An 18,257-nucleotide genomic window follows, 5' to 3' on the forward strand; every position below is an offset into this window, starting at 1 on the left:
CCGCAGCTAAGGGTAACGCCGCAGGTCAGCCGCTTATCAGCCGACCAATGCCGGGATCTCCTGAGTCGCGAACCACAGCAATTCGTGGTCATCGGCGCGGTCCACGACCTGCTGCGCCTTCTCGTCACCGCTCAGTGCGGCGGACAGCGCGCCGAGCGCCGCCGTCACGTCGTCGACCGCGTCCTCCGCGTCGAGATGGACGGCCGCTGCCTTGGTCAACGGGACAGCGGCGGTCAGCCGCACCCGGCCGACGGCGCCCTCGTCATCCCCTTCGTCATCCCGGTCGCCGCCCGTCTCCTCGGCCACGGTGACGGTTGCCTCAGCGGCCTCCGCCACCACGACCACCCGGCGCCGCGCGGCCTCGAACTGGTCGGCCAGCAGCCGCAGCGAGGCGCCCGCCGCCTGCCGGAGCGCCGCGTACTCCAGCTCTTCCTCGTCCTGAGAGCCCCACCACGCGCGCAGCCCGGGGGTGACCGCGTACGCCTCGACGGGTGCGGGTCCCAGCTCACCCGCACCGTGAGCCTCGCTCAGTGCGGGCAGGGTCAGAGGGACATAGACACGCATGGGCTGCCGCTTTCGTGTATCGCCGGGGACCGTATGCCCCGTCAGCATACGGGCAGGGCGCCCGCGTCGCCCTCCCCAACGGCCCCGTAAACCCGCAGGTAGAGCTGGTGCGAGGTCAACGCACAGCGGCCTCCCCCACCAGATAGGGGAACTTCCCCGGCCCCCTCCCGCACCCACCCCGGCTCATTGCGGTACGCCGCGCTCCGCCGCTACAACCATTGCCGTCCAGCCAGTTACCGCCCGGTATCAGCCCGCCGGGCCCGGCACACCACCACGGGGGAGCCCATGACGACACCCGTCTCCGAGTCGGCATCCGGACGCCAACCGCGCAGGCGCACCCCGCGCACGGCACCGTCCCGGCCGCCGGCCCGGCGGGACAGCCGCCGCCCCGCCGACGCAGCCCTGCGCGCCGCCGCCCACCGCGCCCGCGAGCGTCGGCCCCCGTTCTGGTTCGCCCACCGCCTGCTGCTTGTACTGAGCGGCCAGTGCCCGGTCCAGACGCTGCTCGCGTACGCCAGGGGCCCGGCGTACGACCGGCTGACCGCCCTCGCCCCCTTGGCCCCGCTCCGCCCCCGCGGCACCGACCGCACGGCACCCGCCGTACTGGAAGCCCGCGGCACCCAGCCCCGCGACGGCGTCATCGAAGCCTTCGCCCGCATCGCCACCGGCGCCCACCAGCGCGCCATGGCCTTCCGCCTGGAATGGTGCTCCGACAACCGATGGCGCTGCACAGCCATCGAACTGGACATCAAGCCATGACCTGCGCCCCGTAAGGGGCGCAGGGAACTGCGCGAGCAACCACAACCCACCCGCAGCCTGCGGACATCAGGAAGGGGCACCCCCTTGCCAGCACAGGCGAGGGTCGGAGCAAAGATCCCCCGAAACACAAGGGGGCCGGGCACCAAGTGCCCGGCCCCAACGCACCTCGCGGCGCTACTTTCGCTTCTTGCGGCCCTTCTGGGCCTTGCGGCGCTCCGCACGGGTGAGGCCGTCGGCGGGCGAGCGGACCGGGCCGCTGTCGTCCGCCGGGGCGCCGGTGTCCGAGGTGTCGAGGTCTCGCTCGACCACGCCGCCCTCCGCGGTGGGCGCCGAGAAGTGCAGCCGGTCAGGACGCTGCGGCTGGTCCAGCCCCTTCGCGTGGATGGCCGGAGCCGCGCCAGCGGGCACCGCGTCGCGCGGGCCCTCCTTCTCCAGGGACGGCGCCGGCGCCGCTTCCTCGACCGGCACCTCCTCGACCTGCTGCTCGACCTGGACCTCCAGGTTGAACAGGTAGCCGACGGACTCCTCCTTGATGCCGTCCATCATGGCCTGGAACATGTCGTAGCCCTCCCGCTGGTACTCGACCAGCGGGTCCTTCTGGGCCATCGCTCGCAGGCCGATGCCCTCCTGGAGGTAGTCCATCTCGTACAGGTGCTCGCGCCACTTGCGGTCGAGCACCGACAGCACCACGCGCCGCTCCAACTCGCGCATGATCTCGGAGCCCAGCTCCTTCTCCCGCGCGTCGTACTGCTCGTGGATGTCGTCCTTGATGGCCTCGATGATGAAGTCGGCAGTCAGGCCCTCGCGGTCGCCCGCGGCCTCCTCCAGCTCCTCGATGGGCACCTGCACCGGGTAGAGCTGCTTGAAGGCGCTCCACAGCCGCTCCAGGTCCCATTCCTCGGCGAAGCCCTCGACGGTCTCGGCCTGGACGTACGCCTCGATCGTGTCGTCCATGAAGTGCCGCACCTGCTCGTGCAGGTCCTCGCCCTCCAGGACGCGGCGGCGCTCGCCGTAGATGACCTCGCGCTGCCGGTTGAGCACCTCGTCGTACTTGAGGACGTTCTTCCGGATCTCGAAGTTCTGCTGCTCGACCTGGGACTGCGCGGAGGCGATGGCGCGGGTCACCATCTTGTTCTCGATCGGGACGTCGTCCGGCACGTTGGCCATCGCCATCACGCGCTCCACCATCTGCGCCTTGAACAGCCGCATCAGGTCGTCGCCCAGCGACAGATAGAAGCGGGACTCGCCCGGGTCGCCCTGACGGCCGGAGCGGCCGCGCAGCTGGTTGTCGATCCGGCGCGACTCGTGGCGCTCGGTGCCCAGCACATAGAGGCCGCCCAGTTCCTTGACCTCGTCGACGGCGGACTTGACCGACTTCTCGGCCTTCTCCAGCGCGGCGGGCAGCGCGGCCGCCCACTCCTCCGGGTGCTCGTTCGGGTCGAGGCCGCGCTCGCGCAGCTCGTTCTCCGCCATGCCCTCGGCGTTGCCGCCGAGCTTGATGTCGGTACCACGACCGGCCATGTTCGTGGCGACCGTGACAGCGCCCTTACGGCCCGCCTCGGCGACGATCAGCGCCTCACGCTCGTGGTTCTTCGCGTTGAGCACCTGGTGCGGAACACCGCGCTTGGTGAGCTGCTTGGAGAGGTACTCGGACTTCTCGACCGAGGTGGTGCCGACCAGGATCGGCTGGCCGATCTCGTGCTTCTCCACGATGTCGTCGACGACCGCGTCGAACTTGGCGACCTCGGTGCGGTAGATCAGGTCGGCCTGGTCCTTACGGGCCAGCGGCCGGTTGGTCGGGATGGGGACGACGCCGAGCTTGTAGATCTGGTGGAACTCGGCGGCCTCGGTCATCGCCGTACCGGTCATACCCGAAAGAGTCTTGTAGAGGCGGAAGAAGTTCTGGAGGGTGATCGTGGCGAGCGTCTGGTTCTCGTCCTTGATCTCCACCCCTTCCTTCGCCTCGATCGCCTGGTGCATGCCCTCGTTGTAGCGGCGGCCGGCGAGGATGCGGCCGGTGTGCTCGTCGACGATCATGACTTCGCCGTCGAGGACGACGTAGTCCTTGTCGTTCTTGTAGAGCTCCTTGGCCTTGATCGCGTTGTTGAGGTAACCGACCAGCGGGGTGTTGACCGACTCGTAGAGGTTGTCGATGCCCAGCCAGTCCTCGACCTTGGCGACGCCGGACTCGTGGATGGCGACCGTGCGCTTCTTCTCGTCGATCTCATAGTCGCCCGTCTCCGGCTTCTGGGTGCGCGGATCGCCGGGCTCGCCCTTCTCCAGGCGCTTGACGAGCTTCGCGAAGTCGCTGTACCACTTCGTGGCCTGGTCGGCGGGTCCGGAGATGATCAGCGGCGTACGGGCCTCGTCGATGAGGATGGAGTCGACCTCGTCGACGATGGCGAAGTTGTGGCCCCGCTGCACCAGTTCGTCCTTCGACCACGCCATGTTGTCGCGCAGGTAGTCGAATCCGAACTCGTTGTTCGTGCCGTAGGTGATGTCGCACGCGTACTGCTCGCGGCGCTCGGCGGGGGACATGTTGGCGATGATGCAGCCGACGGACAGCCCGAGGAAGCGGTGCACCCGGCCCATCCACTCGGAGTCACGCTGCGCCAGGTAGTCGTTGACCGTGACGATGTGTACGCCCTCGCCCGAGAGCGCGTTCAGATACGCGGGCAGCGTGCCGACCAGCGTCTTGCCCTCACCGGTCTTCATCTCGGCGACGTAACCGAGGTGCAGCGCACCGCCGCCCATCAGCTGTACGTCGTAGTGCCGCTCGCCCAGCACCCGCTTGGCAGCCTCACGGACGGTCGCGAACGCTTCCGGCATCAGGTCGTCGAGGCTTTCGCCCTCGGCGTACCGCTCCTTGTACTCGTCCGTGAGTGCCCGCAGCTCGGCGTCCGACAGGTCGACGAAGTCCTCTTCGATGGAATTCACCTGCCGCGCGATGCGGTCCAGCTTGCGCAGGATCTTCCCTTCACCTGCACGCATGAGCTTGCCGAAGACGGACACTTAGGGTGGCTCCTTGCCGGTCGGGCCTGGCACGGTCTGCACGGTCAGTGCGGATGGTCGGTGCGGATACCGGCGAAGATCACCGATTTCGGCGAAGATCACCGAGGTCCTCTCCTTGCCGAGGGCCAATACCGCACCGGCCATCGTATGCGAGGGACGACTGCCCCTGTACCCCCAACGTGCCGGAGCCCCGGAAGGTGCCGGACAGCCCGACGGCACAATCAGGTTATGGAGCCCATCACACTGCACACCGAGCGGCTGGTCCTGCGCCCCTTCGAGGAGCGCGACGAGGCAGCTGTCGCCGCCGCGTGCGACGATCCGGACATTCAGCGCTTCGTGCCAGTACCTGAGCCCTACACACTCAAGGATGCCGAAGACTTCGTCCGTGGTGCGAGCCCTGCCGGCTGGCGGGACGACACGATGTACAACTTCGGCATCTTCACTCACCACGGCGAGCTGGCGGGCTCCATGGGCCTGGTCCGGCTCGCACAGCTGCGCAGCGCGGAACGCCAGGCCGAACTGGGCTTCTGGACAGCCCGCGGCCACCGGCGCAAGGGCTACACGGCAGAGGCCGGGCGGGCAGTCGTCGAGTGGGCCTTCACCTCGCTGGGCGTGGAACGTCTGGAGTGGATCGCCCAGGTCGAGAACGAGGGGTCACGCGCCGTCGCCCAGCGGCTCGGCTTCGTGGAGGAGGGAGTACAGCGGGCACGCATCGTGCACAGGGGAACACGCCGCGACGCCCGCATCGCCGCGCTGCTCCCCTCGGACTGGGGATACGGACTGGACACGCCTTATCTGCCGTCGCCGCAGGCATAGCGGCTCCGGCGGAAAATGCGGGCCCGGACAGAAGCAGCAGGCTCCGGCAGAAGCAGCGGGCTCCGGCAGAGCAGAACACCGGGCTTTCGGGGAAGCCCCGCAGGTGTTCTGGAGGAACCGGCAAGTGGGCTGTCAGTGGGCGCACTTATGGTGGGCGGCATGACGACTGGCGTGTCCACCACCGCTGTTCCGCCCGGCTCCGCCCCTGCACCAGCGCCGCAGATCTCCCTCTCCGCCGACGAGGCCCGGCGGATCGTGCTGCGGGCCCAGGGGCTGCTGGGCGCCCCGGACCGGCGGGCGGGAGTGCGCGGAATGCTGCGGCGGCTGGGCGCGGTGCAGCTGGACACGATCTCGGTGCTGGCCCGGTCGCACGAGCTGGTGCCCTACGCGCGGCTGGGTCCGGTGGGACGGCAGGCGGTGGAGTCGGCCTACTGGTCGGGGTCGCACAGCTTCGAGTACTGGTCGCACGCCGCATGCGTGCTGCCCATCGAGGAGTGGCCGCACTTCGCCTTCCGCCGCCGCGCCTTCCGCGCCCGGGGTCACCGCTGGCACCAGATGAAGGACCGCGAGGGCTCCTGCGCCGCCGTCCGCGACCGGCTCAAGGCCGAGGGGCCGCTGACCACGGCGGGTCTGGGCGGCGGCCGTAACGGTGGCGAGTGGTGGGACTGGTCCGAGAGCAAGATCGCGGTGGAGTGGCTGCTGGATGTCGGCGAGGTCGTCGTCACCGAGCGGCGCGGCTGGAAGCGCGTCTACGACCTGGCGGAGCGCGCCGTCCCCGAAGCGCTGCTCCACGACGACCTTGACGACCGCGAGTGCCTGCGCCGCCTGGTGGCCCAGGCAGGCGCCGCGCTGGGCGTCGCCACCCGTGCCGACCTGGCCGACTACCACCGGCTCAAAGGCGAACAGGTGGACTCCGTACTGGCGGACACCGGCCTGGTCCCCGTCCAGGTACAGGGCTGGTCCCGTCCCGGCTGGGCCGACCCGGCGGCCCTGGAGAGCACCCCACGCGGGCGGCACCGCACCACGCTGCTCTCCCCCTTCGACTCCCTCATCTGGGACCGCCCCCGCACCGAGCGCATCTTCGGCTTCACACACCGCCTGGAGGCGTACGTCCCCAAGCCGAAGCGGGTGCACGGCTACTTCGCGATGCCCCTGCTCGCCGGCGGCAAGCTCGTCGGCCGCGTGGACCCGGCCCGCGAGGGCACCACCCTCGTCGCCCGCCAGCTCTCGCTGCAGAGCCCCAAGGCCGTGGAGCCGATGGCGCAGGCACTGCGCGAGGCCGCCACCTGGGTGGGCTGCGACGCGGTACGGGTGGAACGCTGCACCCCCGAAGAGCTGCGTCCCCGTCTCCGGACCGCTCTGGACGCACTGGGCGTCTGAAAACACACCGACGCCGGCAGATCGCCCAGGACCGCCCCAGACCCCTCCAGCAACGCCTCAGCGGATCTCGAGGATCTTCTCCCGCATCGCATAGACCACCGCTTCCATCCGGGAGTGGAGCTGCAGCTTCTCCAGGATGTTGCGTACGTGATTCTTCACGGTGTTCTCGCTGATGAACAGCTCTTTGGCGATGTCCCGGTTGTTCATCCCCGTGGCCACCAGCTTGAGCACCTCCAGCTCCCGGTCGGTGAGCTTGGGCGCGGGCACCAGCTTGCTCTCGTCGGTGCGCTGGATCATGGACTTGAACTCGGTGAGCAGCTTCGCCGCCATGGACGGGCTGATCTGCGACTGGCCGTCGGCCACCGCCCGGATCGCCGTGGAGACCTCGTCCGTGGAGATCTCCTTGAGCAGATAGCCGGTGGCACCCGCCTTGATGGCGTCGTAGAGATCGGCCTCCTCATCGCTGATCGTCAGCATGATGATCTTCGCGCTGGGGGCCACCTCCTTGATGGAGGTGCACGCCTCGATCCCGCCCCGCTTCGGCATCCGCACATCCATCAGCACGATGTCCGGCAGCAGGTCCGCCGCCTTGTCCACCGCCTCGGCCCCGTCTGCCGCCTCCCCGACGACCTGGATGTCCTCCTCCTGCGCCAGGACGATCTCCAGCCCACGCCGGAACAGCGCGTGGTCGTCGACGACCAGCACCCGGATCGGCTCCTTGCGCCGCTCCCGCTCCAGCGGCTCTTCCTCCGCCCCCGGGCCCGGGTGTGCGTCGGGCATGGGCATCACGGGCCCGAAGCTGTCCACCATCGTTCCTCCCCCTGCACCCTGGTCTCCCACCAACCCCGCTACGGCCAAAGGCGGTTGGCGTGGGTCTTGATGTTACTCATGCCGACGCCCCTGGCCGGGTCCCGCGGATCCGGCCAGGGGCGCGAACATCAAGCCGGTGGCGCACAGGGCTGTGCCAGGCCCGTGCTGGGCTGCCCGTAGTGGGCTGTGCCGGTCTGCCGCCGTTCGGCGTCAGCCACCCAGCGCCCCGCCCGCTCCGGGCGGCGGCTCCTGGACGAACGGGTCCGGCTCCAGATGAATCACGCCGTAGTCGTAGCCGTGCCGCCGGTAGACGACACTGGGCTGCTTGGTCTCGGAGTCGACGAACAGATAGAAGTCGTGGCCTACCAACTCCATCTCGTAGAGCGCCTGGTCCAGCGTCATGGGTGCCGCCGCATGCGTCTTCTCCCGGACGACGAGCGGCCCCTCGCCCTGCACCTCCAGCGGTCCCATCCTGGTGACCACAACGTGGCTGTCGGCCTCCGGGGGAGCGGCCACCGATCCGGCAGCCGCGTCGAGTTCTCCGTTGAGTTCCGACGCGAGGTGGGCGGTTGCCGCCGCGACACTCATCGGTGTGCGGCTCCCGCCACGGTGGACGCGACGCTTGTCGGCCTGCTTGCGCAGCCGGGCCTCCAGCTTGCTGGTGGCCAGATCGAGCGCCGCGTACGGGTCAGAGGCCGCTGCCTCCGCACGAATGACCGGTCCACGCGTACGCAGGGTGATCTCCACCCTGTCGGAACGGTCGGCCTGCCGGGGGTTGTGCTCCTTGGCCACCTCGACCTCTAGGTTGATCACCTTTCCGTCGAGCTTATGAACCTTCTCCAGCTTCTCGGCCACGTGCTTGCGGAACCGGTCGGGCACCTCTGTCTTTCGGCCCTTGACGACGATGTCCACGCAGAACTCCGTTCCCGGACAGTCCCACATCTCGGTGCAGAACCGTCCTTGGTGCACTGACGCCGGAGGCTCGGCCCTCCCGCCGTTGGCTCTCCGGCTCGAGGTCGGCTTGCGAGTTTCACCTCCTTCTCCCCCAGAGGGGAGATCGCCACCCAATCCGAACGTACCTCCAGCGGGGGATCCTCGGCACCCCCTACCGGCACGTACCTCCGATCAGGGGACTCACCCCTGGTATCACCTGCAACGATGTCCTCGATCCGATAGTTCCATCGCGGTCACCCGGGGCAACGTTCCGTTTCCCCTGGTCACCCGTCCGAGCGCACCGCCAGCACCGCAGCCGCGGCCCCTCCTCCCAACGCACGCGCCGCCTCGGCGAGCGACACACCTGTTGTCATTACATCGTCCACCAGCACGACCCGGCCCGCACCCAGCAGCCGTTCGCCGCCTGGCACCATCTCCAGGGCTCCGGCAAGATTCGCGGTCCGCTGTGCCGCCGTCAGCCCCGACTGGTCGACGACCCTCCGTCGTTGGCGCAGCACGGGCAGCACCCGTACGGCCATGCCCTCCCTCCTGAGCGTCCGCGCGGCCTCCCGCGCCATGCGCCGTACCGGGTCGTGCCCCCGCCCCGCGACTGCCCGGCGCGCGGAAGGCACCGGCACGAGCGTGACCGGCATCCGGCGCCGTGGGGACGGGCCGCCGTCCCGGGAGGGCGGCCCGCGCCGAGCGGGGGCGGTGGGCACGGAGGCAGGCGCGGAGGTCTCCGGCGCGTGCGAGGCCATCAGGACGGCGCGGGCGAGCACCGGTCCCAGCAACGCGGCGAGCCCAAGGGCACCGCGCTCCTTGTGAGCTAGCAGCGCGGCTCGGGCCTCGCCGGTATACGTGAGCGCTCCGTACACCCGAGGCAGTCCGGACGGCACGCGCGAGGGCCAAACCCGCCGCGGCACCGCGCCATTCAGCACGCTGCTGCACTCTTCGCACAAGCGGTCCCGCTCGCGCGGGCGACCGCAACCGGCACACCCCATGGGCAGCACCAGACCTGCGATTTCCCGCCGAAGTCCCTGCCAGGACTTCGGCATGACCCCACTCTGGCATCCGGGGAGCGGCGCCACCACCCCTGTGGATAACTTCCGGGGAGACGTCGCACCCAGCCCGAACGGCCGTACCTCAAGAGGGAATTGCCGCAGGTCAGCGGCTCGCGCGCCAGCCCGGACAACGCAGCGGTTCCGCTCAGCGCGGCTCAGCAGCTCCGCTCAGCAACTCAAGGGCTCAGCGCCTCAGCCCGGGTAGGCGGGAGCCGAGCCGTTCTCCGTCAGCATCTTCCAGTTCGCGTCGGGAGGCAGTCGCACGATGCCGTCCTCGGAGTCGGCGAGCAGCGGCTTTGCCTCGTCCTCGGAGGCGGCGACCCCCGTCACGTCGGTGATCCCCGGGAGGGTGGGCTGGTCGGAGACTGAGCCGTCGGTCTCCATGTACTGCAATTGCTGCACGCTCCCGGACTCGCGCCCCACCACCACGAGCCGGCTGCCGCCCGCCCACGACGCCGCCGAGACATCCACCAGCTGGGGTGCCACGGGGCGGAGTTGCTCCACTGTCACGCGGGGCTTCTTCACCGTGCCCCCGCGCACCACCCGGCCGAGCTGGAGCGAGGCCTGCCCGTCGCGTTCACGCACGCGCAGCGCAATCCGTACACCGTCGGAGGAGATCCGCAGCGACTCGATGCGCTCCCCCTTGTCCAGGTCCGGCACGCGTACCTCGTCGGGCCGCTCCTTGCCGCTGCGCAGCCGCAGCAGCCGGGGGTTGTCCGGGTCGCGGTCGGCCACCCACAGATCACCGAGCCCGTCCCAGCTGGGCGCCGTCAACCGGTCGTTCTCGTGCTTGGCCTTGCTGGTGAGCACGGGGTCACCAAGCGTGGGGGCCGCGCTGCTTCCCTCCAGTGAGGCGACGTAGAGCCCGCGCCGCCCGCGCGAGACGGCGGCCCCCTCGTTCTCGATCCGGTTCACCGCTACGGCGCCCATCTCCACCTTCCCGCTGCCCAGCGGGCCTTCGACCGGGTGCGGCGACTCGTTCTTGCGCTGGACGGCGGCGACCCGGTGGTTCTCGTCCACGAAGTACGCCTTCTTCGCACTGCCGTTGAGGCGCCCAGGCTGGTATGCGGCGACTTGTTCCCGCGTCTGTGCGCACAGCTCGCGGTTTTTCGGCCCCACCAGTTCCACCTTGCCGACCTTCGCCGACGCCTGGTCCTGCACCGTGTACAGCACCTGCGCAGCCATCCGCACGCACTGCTTGCCCCCGGCCGTGGCCCCCCGGGCGTTGAGCCGTACGCGCAGGACTCCTGAGTCGTCCACCGAGAGGTGCTGTCCGGGCGCCAGGCGGGTCCCGCGGGGGAACGAGGAGTTGACCACGGGATCGATCCATCCGGACGGCCCCTGCAACAGCGCGGAGACCGTCTTGGTGACCGGGTCGATACGACGACGCAGATAGACCGGATCGGCTACGAGCACGTTCTGACCATCCGTGATCGAATCCGCGTCCGGGCCGAGCTGCGCGTAGTAGTAGGTGTTGATGGGACGGTAGATGCGCTGGAAGTCGGACTCGCCGAGCACGAGACCGTCCGGCATCTCATCGATCCGCCACTCCCCGTCCACCTTGGTCAGGTGAAACACCTCGCTGTAGTCGCCCTTGGATGGCGAGTAGGCGTGCTTGCTGTCCACCTCGGCCATCCGGGCCCCGGAGACCTCCACGGAGTAGCCGTCATCGGTGGGCGGACTGATGCGCCGGGGCGCCTTCGCCGCACTCGGCCCCTCCGAGAGGACGGTCGTCGACGCGAACGGGTCCCAGCGGCGGGCCAGACTGCGGGTCAGATATTCGCGCGCGGTGGGAAAAGTGGCCTCGTCGCTGGTCGTCGCCTCCAGGAAGCCCCGCACGATCTGCGCCGGCGCCTCACCCTTCTGGGGGCTGACGCTGTAGACGCGCACCTGGGAGTCGCCGTCGGCGTGGTGCGAGGAACTGACATGTTTGACGTTGCCGCCGTCCGGCATCGACGCACACCCGGCCAGCAGTGTCCCGCACGCGGCGAGGATGACCAGCGCGCGCCGCCGTCGCAGCGCGCCTCCCCCGCGTTCCGTGCGCCCCTCGGCGGCGCTCATCCCCGCTCCCCTCCGGACCGTCCCACTCGCTCGTCGTCCCGCACGCCCCCGGTGGCCCCGCCCGCCGGCACCGGTGAAGCGCCCGTCGGCGCGGCCGACCGCTCCCGCTCGCGCGCCCGCTCCCGCTTTCTGCGCGAATCCTCGGGCTCCAGCCGCAGCGGCGAGCCACGCAGCGGCTCCCCGGCCGTACAGGGCAGAACGAGCAGGAACTGCGAACCGTCCCCCGGCGCGCCCCAGGCCCGCAGCCACCCGCCGTGCAGCCGGGCGTCTTCCAGCGCGATCGACAGCCCCAGCCCCGTGCCGCCCGTCGTCCGGGCCCGCGCCGGGTCGGCACGCCAGAAACGGTTGAAGACGCGCTCCGCCTCGCCCTCCTTGAGGCCGACGCCGTAGTCCCGTACGGCCACCGCCACCGCACCGCCGCCGGTCGCCAGCCGCACCACGACGTCAGCGCCCTCACCGTGCTCGACGGCGTTGTCGACCAGGTTGCGGAGCACCCGCTCGATCCTGCGCCCGTCCATCTCCGCGATCACGGGCTGCTCGTCACCCCGTACGAGAATCCTTCCGCCCTTGCGCTCGGCGAGCGGCTCACAGCCCTCGACGACACGGTGCACCACATCGCGCAGGTCGACGGCGCTCGCCTCCAGATTGGCAGCGCCCGCGTCGAACCGGCTGATCTCCAGCAGATCGGCCAGCAGGGACTCGAACCGGTCGAGCTGTCCGAGCAACAGTTCGGCCGAGCGTGCGGTCGCCGGATCGAAGTCCTCGCGCGCCTCATGGATGACGTCGGCCGCCATCCGCACCGTCGTCAGCGGCGTCCGCAGCTCGTGCGAGACGTCCGAGACGAAGCGGCGCTGCATCCGGGACAGCTCCTCCAGCTGCTGGATCTTGACCTGGAGGTTCTGCGCCATTTTATTGAAGGCTTCCCCCAAACGGGCGATGTCGTCCTCGCCGGTGACCTTCATCCGCTCCTGGAGCCGGCCGGCCGCCAGCCGCTCGGAGATCCCGGCGGCCATCCGTACGGGCGTCACCACCTGCCGCACCACCAGCCACGCGATCGCGCCCAGCAGCACCACGACGAACACACCTGCGGTCGCCAGCGTGCCCTTGACCAGGCTCAGCGACTCCTCCTCCTGGGCGAAGGGGAAGACGTAGTAGAGCTGGAAGGGATTGCCGCGTGCGTCGTTGAGGCGCTTGCCGACGATCAGCGCCGGGTCGCTGCTGTGGTCCTGCCGGTAGACGCGCGCGTAGCGGCGGTGCGGCCCCGGCTCGTCGTCGAGGGCCTTACGCAGGTCCTTGGGGATGCTCTCCTCGGGGCGGATGTCGCCGGAGGAGCGCGGGCCACGGGTGGTGAGGTTGCTGTTGCCGAGGAACGGCGACTCGTTGTTGTCGGAGCCGAGCGCCACCACCGAGTAGACGCCTTGCCCGCCGCTGGCGAGCTGCTCGACCAGGTTGTTCAGCCAGGTGCCGGAGTTCTGGGCGCTTCTGCTGCCGCGGATGCTGTCCTCGCCGCTGGGGCCGCTGCCCGCGCTGTCGGCCATCCGCTCGGCTGCGGCGAAACCGCCCGATGCCTGGCTCTGCGCTGTCTGCTCCTTGGCCTCCAGCAGACCGTTGCGGACCTGCCCGATGACGACGAGCCCCAGCAGCAGCACGACACCGAGCGAGAGCAGCAGCGTGGCCACGACAACCCGGAGCTGGATGTTCCGCCGCCACAGCCGCATCACCGGCAGCAGCGGCCTGCGCACCCACCGCACGAAAAAGCGCACCATGGGGCGTGCGCCGGGACCGGTCGCGCCCTCGGGGAGGAGGCCGTCGGAGAAGAGGACGCCACTTCGCCACAAACGCCCGAATTTGGACATATCGGACTCGCGACCAGCGCCCCGCCCCCCACCGGTGCGGTGCGGTGCGGTGTTACGGGTCATCTCAGCTGGGCCCGGCCTTGTATCCCACGCCGCGTACGGTCACCACGATCTCCGGCCGCTCCGGATCCTTCTCGACCTTGGAGCGCAGCCGCTGCACATGGACGTTGACCAGCCGGGTGTCCGCCGCGTGCCGGTACCCCCACACCTGCTCCAGCAGTACCTCGCGCGTGAAGACCTGCCACGGCTTACGCGCCAGCGCCACCAGGAGATCGAACTCGAGCGGGGTCAGCGCTATGGACTGCCCCTCCCGCTTCACCGAGTGCCCCGCCACATCGATCACCAGATCGCCGATGGCCAGCTGCTCCGGCGCCGGCTCCTCGGAACGGCGCAGCCGCGCCCTGATCCGTGCCACCAGCTCCTTCGGCTTGAACGGCTTGACGATGTAGTCGTCGGCCCCCGACTCCAGCCCGACCACCACATCGACCGTGTCGCTCTTGGCGGTGAGCATGACCACCGGCACCCCGGACTCCGCCCGGATCAGACGGCACACCTCAATGCCGTCCCTCCCCGGCAGCATCAGGTCGAGCAGTACCAGGTCAGGCTTGGTCTCCCGGAAGGCGGCAAGCGCCTTGTCGCCGTCCGCGACGAACGACGGTTCAAAACCTTCTCCGCGCAGAACAATGCCGAGCATCTCTGCCAGTGCGGTGTCGTCATCGACGACAAGGACGCGTCCCTTCATGCCTTCATCATCCCATTAGCCGATCGCGCCGCCCTCCTACGTGATGTGGAACACAGTTCCGCGATACTGACGGGTGTCACGGGAGAGGCCACCCCCTCATCCGTCACCACGGCCGTGACCAGCGCAGACGGCGTCACATCGAACGCAGGATTGTAGGCCTGCGCCCCCACCGGAACCAGTGCCGGACCCGCTCCCGGGCCCTCTCCGAAGGCCGGCCCAGGGCCTGTCCCAGGACCCGTCGGTCTCGCCCACGGCCCCACGGTCACCTCGTGCGCCGCCCGCTGCTCCACCTCGATCCCGCTGCCCGACTCCGTGTCCAGGTCGATCGTCGTCACCGGAGCCACCACCACGAACGGCACCCCGTGATGCCCGGCCAGCACCGCCAGCGAATACGTCCCGACCTTGTTCGCGACCGACCCGTCCGCCGCGATCCGGTCGGCCCCCACCAACACCGCATCCACCTCACCGGCCGCGAACAGCGACCCTGCGGCACTGTCCGCCAGCACGCTGTAAGCCATCCCCGCCTCTGCCGCCTCGTACGCCGTCAGCCGCGCCCCCTGCAACAACGGCCTCGTCTCCCCCACCCACAGCCGCCGCAGCCCACCAGCACGGTGCACCGCCTTGACGATGGCCAGCGCCGTGCCGTCCCCACCCGAGACCAGCCTCCCGGTGTTGCAGTGCGTCAAGACCCGCAGCCCGCCGCCGGGCACCAACTCTGACAGCAGCGCGCTCCCGTACTCGGCTATCCGGTCGCTCGCCTCGGCGTCCTCCCGGTGCAGCGCCCGCGCCTCCGCCAGCGCCTGAGCAGCGGCGGTCGCCTCACCTTCCCCCGCCCGGAGGGCCTCCTGGTATGTGGCCTCCACTCGCCGCGCCCCGTACGCAAGATTCACCGCTGTCGGCCGCGCATGCGCCAGCTGCTCCGCGGCATCCGCCACATCGAACCCACGCGCCGCCGCCAACGCGACCCCGTACCCCCCGGCTATGCCCAGAACCGGCGCGCCCCGCACCGCCAGCGACCGGATCGCGTCCACCAGCGCCGGCACATCGGTGCACACCAGCTCGGCCTCCTCCGCCGGCAGCCGAGTCTGGTCGAGGAGCACGACGACGGGCCCCTCCGGCAACTCCTCGTAACGGATCACGGGCACACACTCATCAGCCATCCGTCCAGTCTGCCCGCTCGGCGCAGGCCCGATGAAGGGCGTCGCCTGCTCCCACCCGGCCACACCCGCACAGCCCCATGGCACGATGGGCAACCCAGCAGGCATGGGACTACCCACCACGAGGTGACCTCAAGTGAACGACTCCCCGGGCTGGGCTTCGCCCGGATCCGCTTCGCCCGATCCCCGTCCCTCCGGCAACCCCGAAAAGGACGACGGCACCCCCGGCGACGACACGGAGCGCACTTCCTCCGAGGCAGCACCCCGCCCCGCAGCAGACGACCGCCCCCGCCCCAGCAAGTGGGCCGCCGACCAGCCCCCCGCCGCCCCTCAGGGCTGGACCTGGGGCGACCAGGGCGATGACCGAGGCCGGCGCAAGGGTCGAGGCCCCGTTCCCAGGCAGCACCCCGCCCGGCCCCGGAACCAGGCCGGCGGATGGGGTGCCACCCCACCGCCCGGTGCCGGCCCCAACCGCGGCTGGGACAACGCCGGCTGGAACTCCTCCGGCTGGGCCCAGCCCCCGCTGGCCGCCAAGCCCGGCGTCATCCCGCTCAGGCCCCTGGGCATCGGCGAGATCCTGGACGGCTCCGTCAGCGCCATGCGCGCCCACTGGCGCACCGCGCTGGGCATCTCCCTCGTCGTCGCCGTGCTCACCGAACTCGTCTCGGTCATCACCATGCGCCTCTGGTTCGGCGACACCAGCGAACTCGAAGCCCTCACCGAAAACGACAACCCCAGCCTCCAGGAACTGAACAACGCCCTCACCGGCACCCTCGGCAGCGTCAGCGTGATCGGCGTCGTCGGCATGCTCGGCACCGTGATCGCCACCGCCATGCTGACCGTGGTCGTCAGCCGCGCGGTCCTCGGCCGCCAGGTCACTCTCGGCGATGCATGGCGGGACGCCCGCCCTCAGCTGCTTCGCCTGCTCGGCCTGCTGCTCCTCATCCCCCTCCTGGTCTCCCTCGTCCTCCTCGGCTGCCTGCTCCCCGGCATCCTCACCGCATTCGCGGGCCCGGCCAGCCTGGCGATCTCCCTCCTCTTCCTCGGCCTGCTCGGCGGAATAGCCGCTGCCGCCTGGGTCTGGGTCCGCTTCTGCCTCGCACCCCCGGCCCTGATGCTGGAGAAGCAGGGCCTCATCGCCTCCATGCGCCGCTCAGCCAAGCTGGTACGCGGCAACTGGTGGCGCATCCTGGGCATTCAGCTCCTCACCCTCCTCCTGGTCTTCGCCATCTCCTTCGTGGTCTCGGTGCCGACCACCGCCATCTCCACACTCGTCAGCGGCGGAGACACCCTCACGGACCCGGCTGCCGCCACCGACTGGACCTCCCTCATCATCAGCGGCATCGGCTCCGTTCTCGCCTCGGCCGTCTCCCTCCCCCTCAGCGCGGGCATCACCGCCCTCCTCTACCTCGACCAGCGCATCCGCCGCGAGGCGCTCGACCTCGAACTGGCCCGCGCCGCAGGCGTCCCAGGCTTCGAGCGCCAGGATCCCGAGCCGCCCGCTCCGGAAAGCTGACGCCATGCCGGGGGATACGCCGACGTACTCGCACGCCACGCCGACGCCCTCCGCCACGCGGCGAACAACGAAGGCCCCGTCACCAACCCCCGGCTGCCTGCCCGCGAAGACGCCGAACGCGAGCTGTCCCGGCCTGAGTACCACGAGCACGACCCCAACCTGCTCCAGGACGCCCTGACTGCTGCGGCACCGCATCGCCGAAGCCACACCAGGCGGCTGGATCGGTCTCACCACCATCGCTCTCCACCTTGTCCTCCTTCTCGTCGCCCTCCGCCTCCGCCGGGGCAAACTCCGCCCTGTGCCGACGGCAGACTCCGTCCCCCTCTTCACCGATCGGCCGCGCAGCGCAGCCGACCATCGCGCCGCTGCCGAGTCCCACGCAGCGGCCAGCCACTGGAGCACAGCCTCCAGGAACGGATTCGCGCCAACCTCCACTCCCTCGAAGAGCGTGCGCTGCTCGACCCACGGCCGGGCCGCACTGCCGACGAAGCCGCCGCCGAGGCAGGCAACGCCCTTCCCGACCACTCCGACCAACTACGCGCCGCCGCCCTCACCTCCGACTAGGACACCTACGCCGGCAGCCCAGCCCACCAGGTTGGCTACACACTCGTGCGCAATCTGGACGACACCCTCCGTCGCATCACCCCCGCTCTCCCACTGAGCACCAGCGCAACGACCTCCGTACAGCCACCCGGAACTCCGGCCGCACCGTCCTCCTCGCGCCGAACCCCAGAGCAACCGCACTCTCACCCGCGGCATACACACCTCGGGCGCATACCCGTCCAGCCCACCTCTCCAGACTGCGACTTCCCCGCCGCTCACTGAGCGGCTGCTCGCCCTGGACACCGGCCCGCACGTCGGCGTCGGCAGGCCGCCTCGGCAACGTTCCCTGGCTCGACGTCTCCATGGACGTAGCGCTCCTTCTCGCCACCCTGGCATCCCGCGCCGGTGATCACATTGACCTCCTCGCCCACGATCGGGGTGACCTGAGTCAGCGTCACCGGCCGTTCACACCAGCAGATACTCCCTGCCCTCGTCGAATCCGACCTTCGGGCAATGGCATCAAAAATCCTCCGCACAGCCCCGCGCAGGCCCCCCGGGTCCTACACACTGGACTTGACCGAGCACCGGTCGAAGAAGGACTGCTACTGGTGCTACCGCTTCTGATCCAACGGCACACGATTCTCGTCGCCCCAGTCTCCGACCCCCGGATTGAAGAAATGGTCCGCGCCCGCGGCACTCTCGACGTTGTATACGAGGCGGCAGCCGCATCACAGGCTCAGGCAGAACGCCGGGAAACCGCAGAATGACTGCGCAGGCATGGACCGACGGTTGTCGACGCGCCGCCTTCTCACTCGCTCCAGCACTCACCGATGTGTACTTAGCCTTAAGGCTGCAGGGCGTCTTGAAACATGGAGGGCCAGAGGGAATTCCCCCGTCCGGAAAGGGCCCCGCAAAGAATTTGGACATGGAAAAGCCCCGTTGGCGTCAGCCAACGGGGCTTATTCACACAATGAGTTCGGCGGTGTCCTACTCTCCCACACGCTCCCGCATGCAGTACCATCGGCGCTGTAAGGCTTAGCTTCCGGG

The 18,257-nt window shown here is 69.8% G+C and carries 14 protein-coding genes and 1 rRNA gene; 5 read left to right on the top strand and 10 right to left on the bottom strand.

The features are described from left to right. Positions 1 to 36: 36 nt before the first annotated feature. Complete coding sequence (locus ACTWQF_RS16585; protein WP_443280150.1) at positions 37 to 564, bottom strand: DUF6912 family protein; 528 nt, start codon at positions 562 to 564, stop codon at positions 37 to 39. Between the two features lie 285 nt (positions 565 to 849). Here ACTWQF_RS16585 and ACTWQF_RS16590 point away from each other — a divergent pair, with 285 nt between their 5' ends. After that, positions 850 to 1,323: an Rv3235 family protein gene (locus ACTWQF_RS16590; protein ID WP_443280151.1), complete on the top strand. Its 474-nt coding sequence runs from the start codon at positions 850 to 852 to the stop codon at positions 1,321 to 1,323. 174 nt (positions 1,324 to 1,497) lie between these two features. On the opposite strand, the gene secA is transcribed toward ACTWQF_RS16590, so the two are convergent. Further along, on the bottom strand, positions 1,498 to 4,335 hold the full coding sequence (secA, locus tag ACTWQF_RS16595; protein WP_443280152.1) for a preprotein translocase subunit SecA: 2,838 nt from the start codon (positions 4,333 to 4,335) through the stop codon (positions 1,498 to 1,500). Between the two features lie 228 nt (positions 4,336 to 4,563). Between secA and ACTWQF_RS16600 the strand changes: the two genes are divergently transcribed. Then, positions 4,564 to 5,151: a GNAT family N-acetyltransferase gene (locus ACTWQF_RS16600; protein ID WP_443280153.1), complete on the top strand. Its 588-nt coding sequence runs from the start codon at positions 4,564 to 4,566 to the stop codon at positions 5,149 to 5,151. A 159-nt stretch (positions 5,152 to 5,310) separates the two neighbouring features. Further along, positions 5,311 to 6,531, top strand: a complete 1,221-nt coding sequence (locus tag ACTWQF_RS16605) for a winged helix-turn-helix domain-containing protein (RefSeq protein ID WP_443280154.1) — start codon at positions 5,311 to 5,313, stop codon at positions 6,529 to 6,531. 57 nt (positions 6,532 to 6,588) lie between these two features. Here the strand turns inward: ACTWQF_RS16605 and ACTWQF_RS16610 are convergent, their stop codons facing one another. The 7 genes from ACTWQF_RS16610 to mtnA form a co-directional block, all read right to left on the bottom strand. Next, a complete protein-coding gene (locus ACTWQF_RS16610) occupies positions 6,589 to 7,341 on the bottom strand; it encodes a response regulator (protein WP_433107274.1) in 753 nt (250 codons plus the stop codon). Between the two features lie 210 nt (positions 7,342 to 7,551). Beyond that, positions 7,552 to 8,253 (bottom strand): ribosome hibernation-promoting factor, HPF/YfiA family, encoded by a 702-nt coding sequence (hpf, locus tag ACTWQF_RS16615; protein ID WP_443280155.1) that lies wholly within the window; start codon positions 8,251 to 8,253, stop codon positions 7,552 to 7,554. Positions 8,254 to 8,558: 305 nt separating this feature from the next. Then, the gene (locus tag ACTWQF_RS16620; protein ID WP_443280156.1) at positions 8,559 to 9,149 is read right to left on the bottom strand and encodes a ComF family protein; all 591 of its coding nucleotides are present in this window, start codon (positions 9,147 to 9,149) and stop codon (positions 8,559 to 8,561) included. A gap of 378 nt (positions 9,150 to 9,527) precedes the next feature. Further along, entirely contained in the window at positions 9,528 to 11,396 is a 1,869-nt protein-coding gene (locus ACTWQF_RS16625) for an LpqB family beta-propeller domain-containing protein (RefSeq protein WP_443280157.1), read from the bottom strand. Continuing rightward, positions 11,393 to 13,315, bottom strand: a complete 1,923-nt coding sequence (gene mtrB / locus ACTWQF_RS16630) for an MtrAB system histidine kinase MtrB (RefSeq protein WP_443280158.1) — start codon at positions 13,313 to 13,315, stop codon at positions 11,393 to 11,395. Before mtrB ends, ACTWQF_RS16625 begins: the two co-directional genes overlap by 4 nt. Position 13,316: 1 nt before the next feature. Beyond that, complete coding sequence (gene mtrA, locus ACTWQF_RS16635) at positions 13,317 to 13,994, bottom strand: two-component system response regulator MtrA (protein ID WP_027738342.1); 678 nt, start codon at positions 13,992 to 13,994, stop codon at positions 13,317 to 13,319. Continuing rightward, entirely contained in the window at positions 13,991 to 15,154 is a 1,164-nt protein-coding gene (gene mtnA, locus ACTWQF_RS16640) for an S-methyl-5-thioribose-1-phosphate isomerase (RefSeq protein ID WP_443280159.1), read from the bottom strand. The genes mtrA and mtnA overlap by 4 nt, the downstream gene beginning before the upstream one ends. A gap of 133 nt (positions 15,155 to 15,287) precedes the next feature. Between mtnA and ACTWQF_RS16645 the strand changes: the two genes are divergently transcribed. Then, positions 15,288 to 16,667, top strand: coding sequence for a DUF7544 domain-containing protein (locus tag ACTWQF_RS16645; RefSeq protein ID WP_443280160.1), 1,380 nt, complete (start codon positions 15,288 to 15,290; stop codon positions 16,665 to 16,667). Between the two features lie 453 nt (positions 16,668 to 17,120). Further along, positions 17,121 to 17,231: a hypothetical protein gene (locus ACTWQF_RS16650; protein WP_443280178.1), complete on the top strand. Its 111-nt coding sequence runs from the start codon at positions 17,121 to 17,123 to the stop codon at positions 17,229 to 17,231. A 953-nt stretch (positions 17,232 to 18,184) separates the two neighbouring features. On the opposite strand, the gene rrf is transcribed toward ACTWQF_RS16650, so the two are convergent. Continuing rightward, a 5S ribosomal RNA gene (gene rrf, locus ACTWQF_RS16655) occupies positions 18,185 to 18,257 on the bottom strand; the annotation flags it as partial.

The sequence above is a fragment of the Streptomyces sp. 8N114 genome (assembly GCF_052245835.1).
GTDB lineage: Bacteria > Actinomycetota > Actinomycetes > Streptomycetales > Streptomycetaceae > Streptomyces.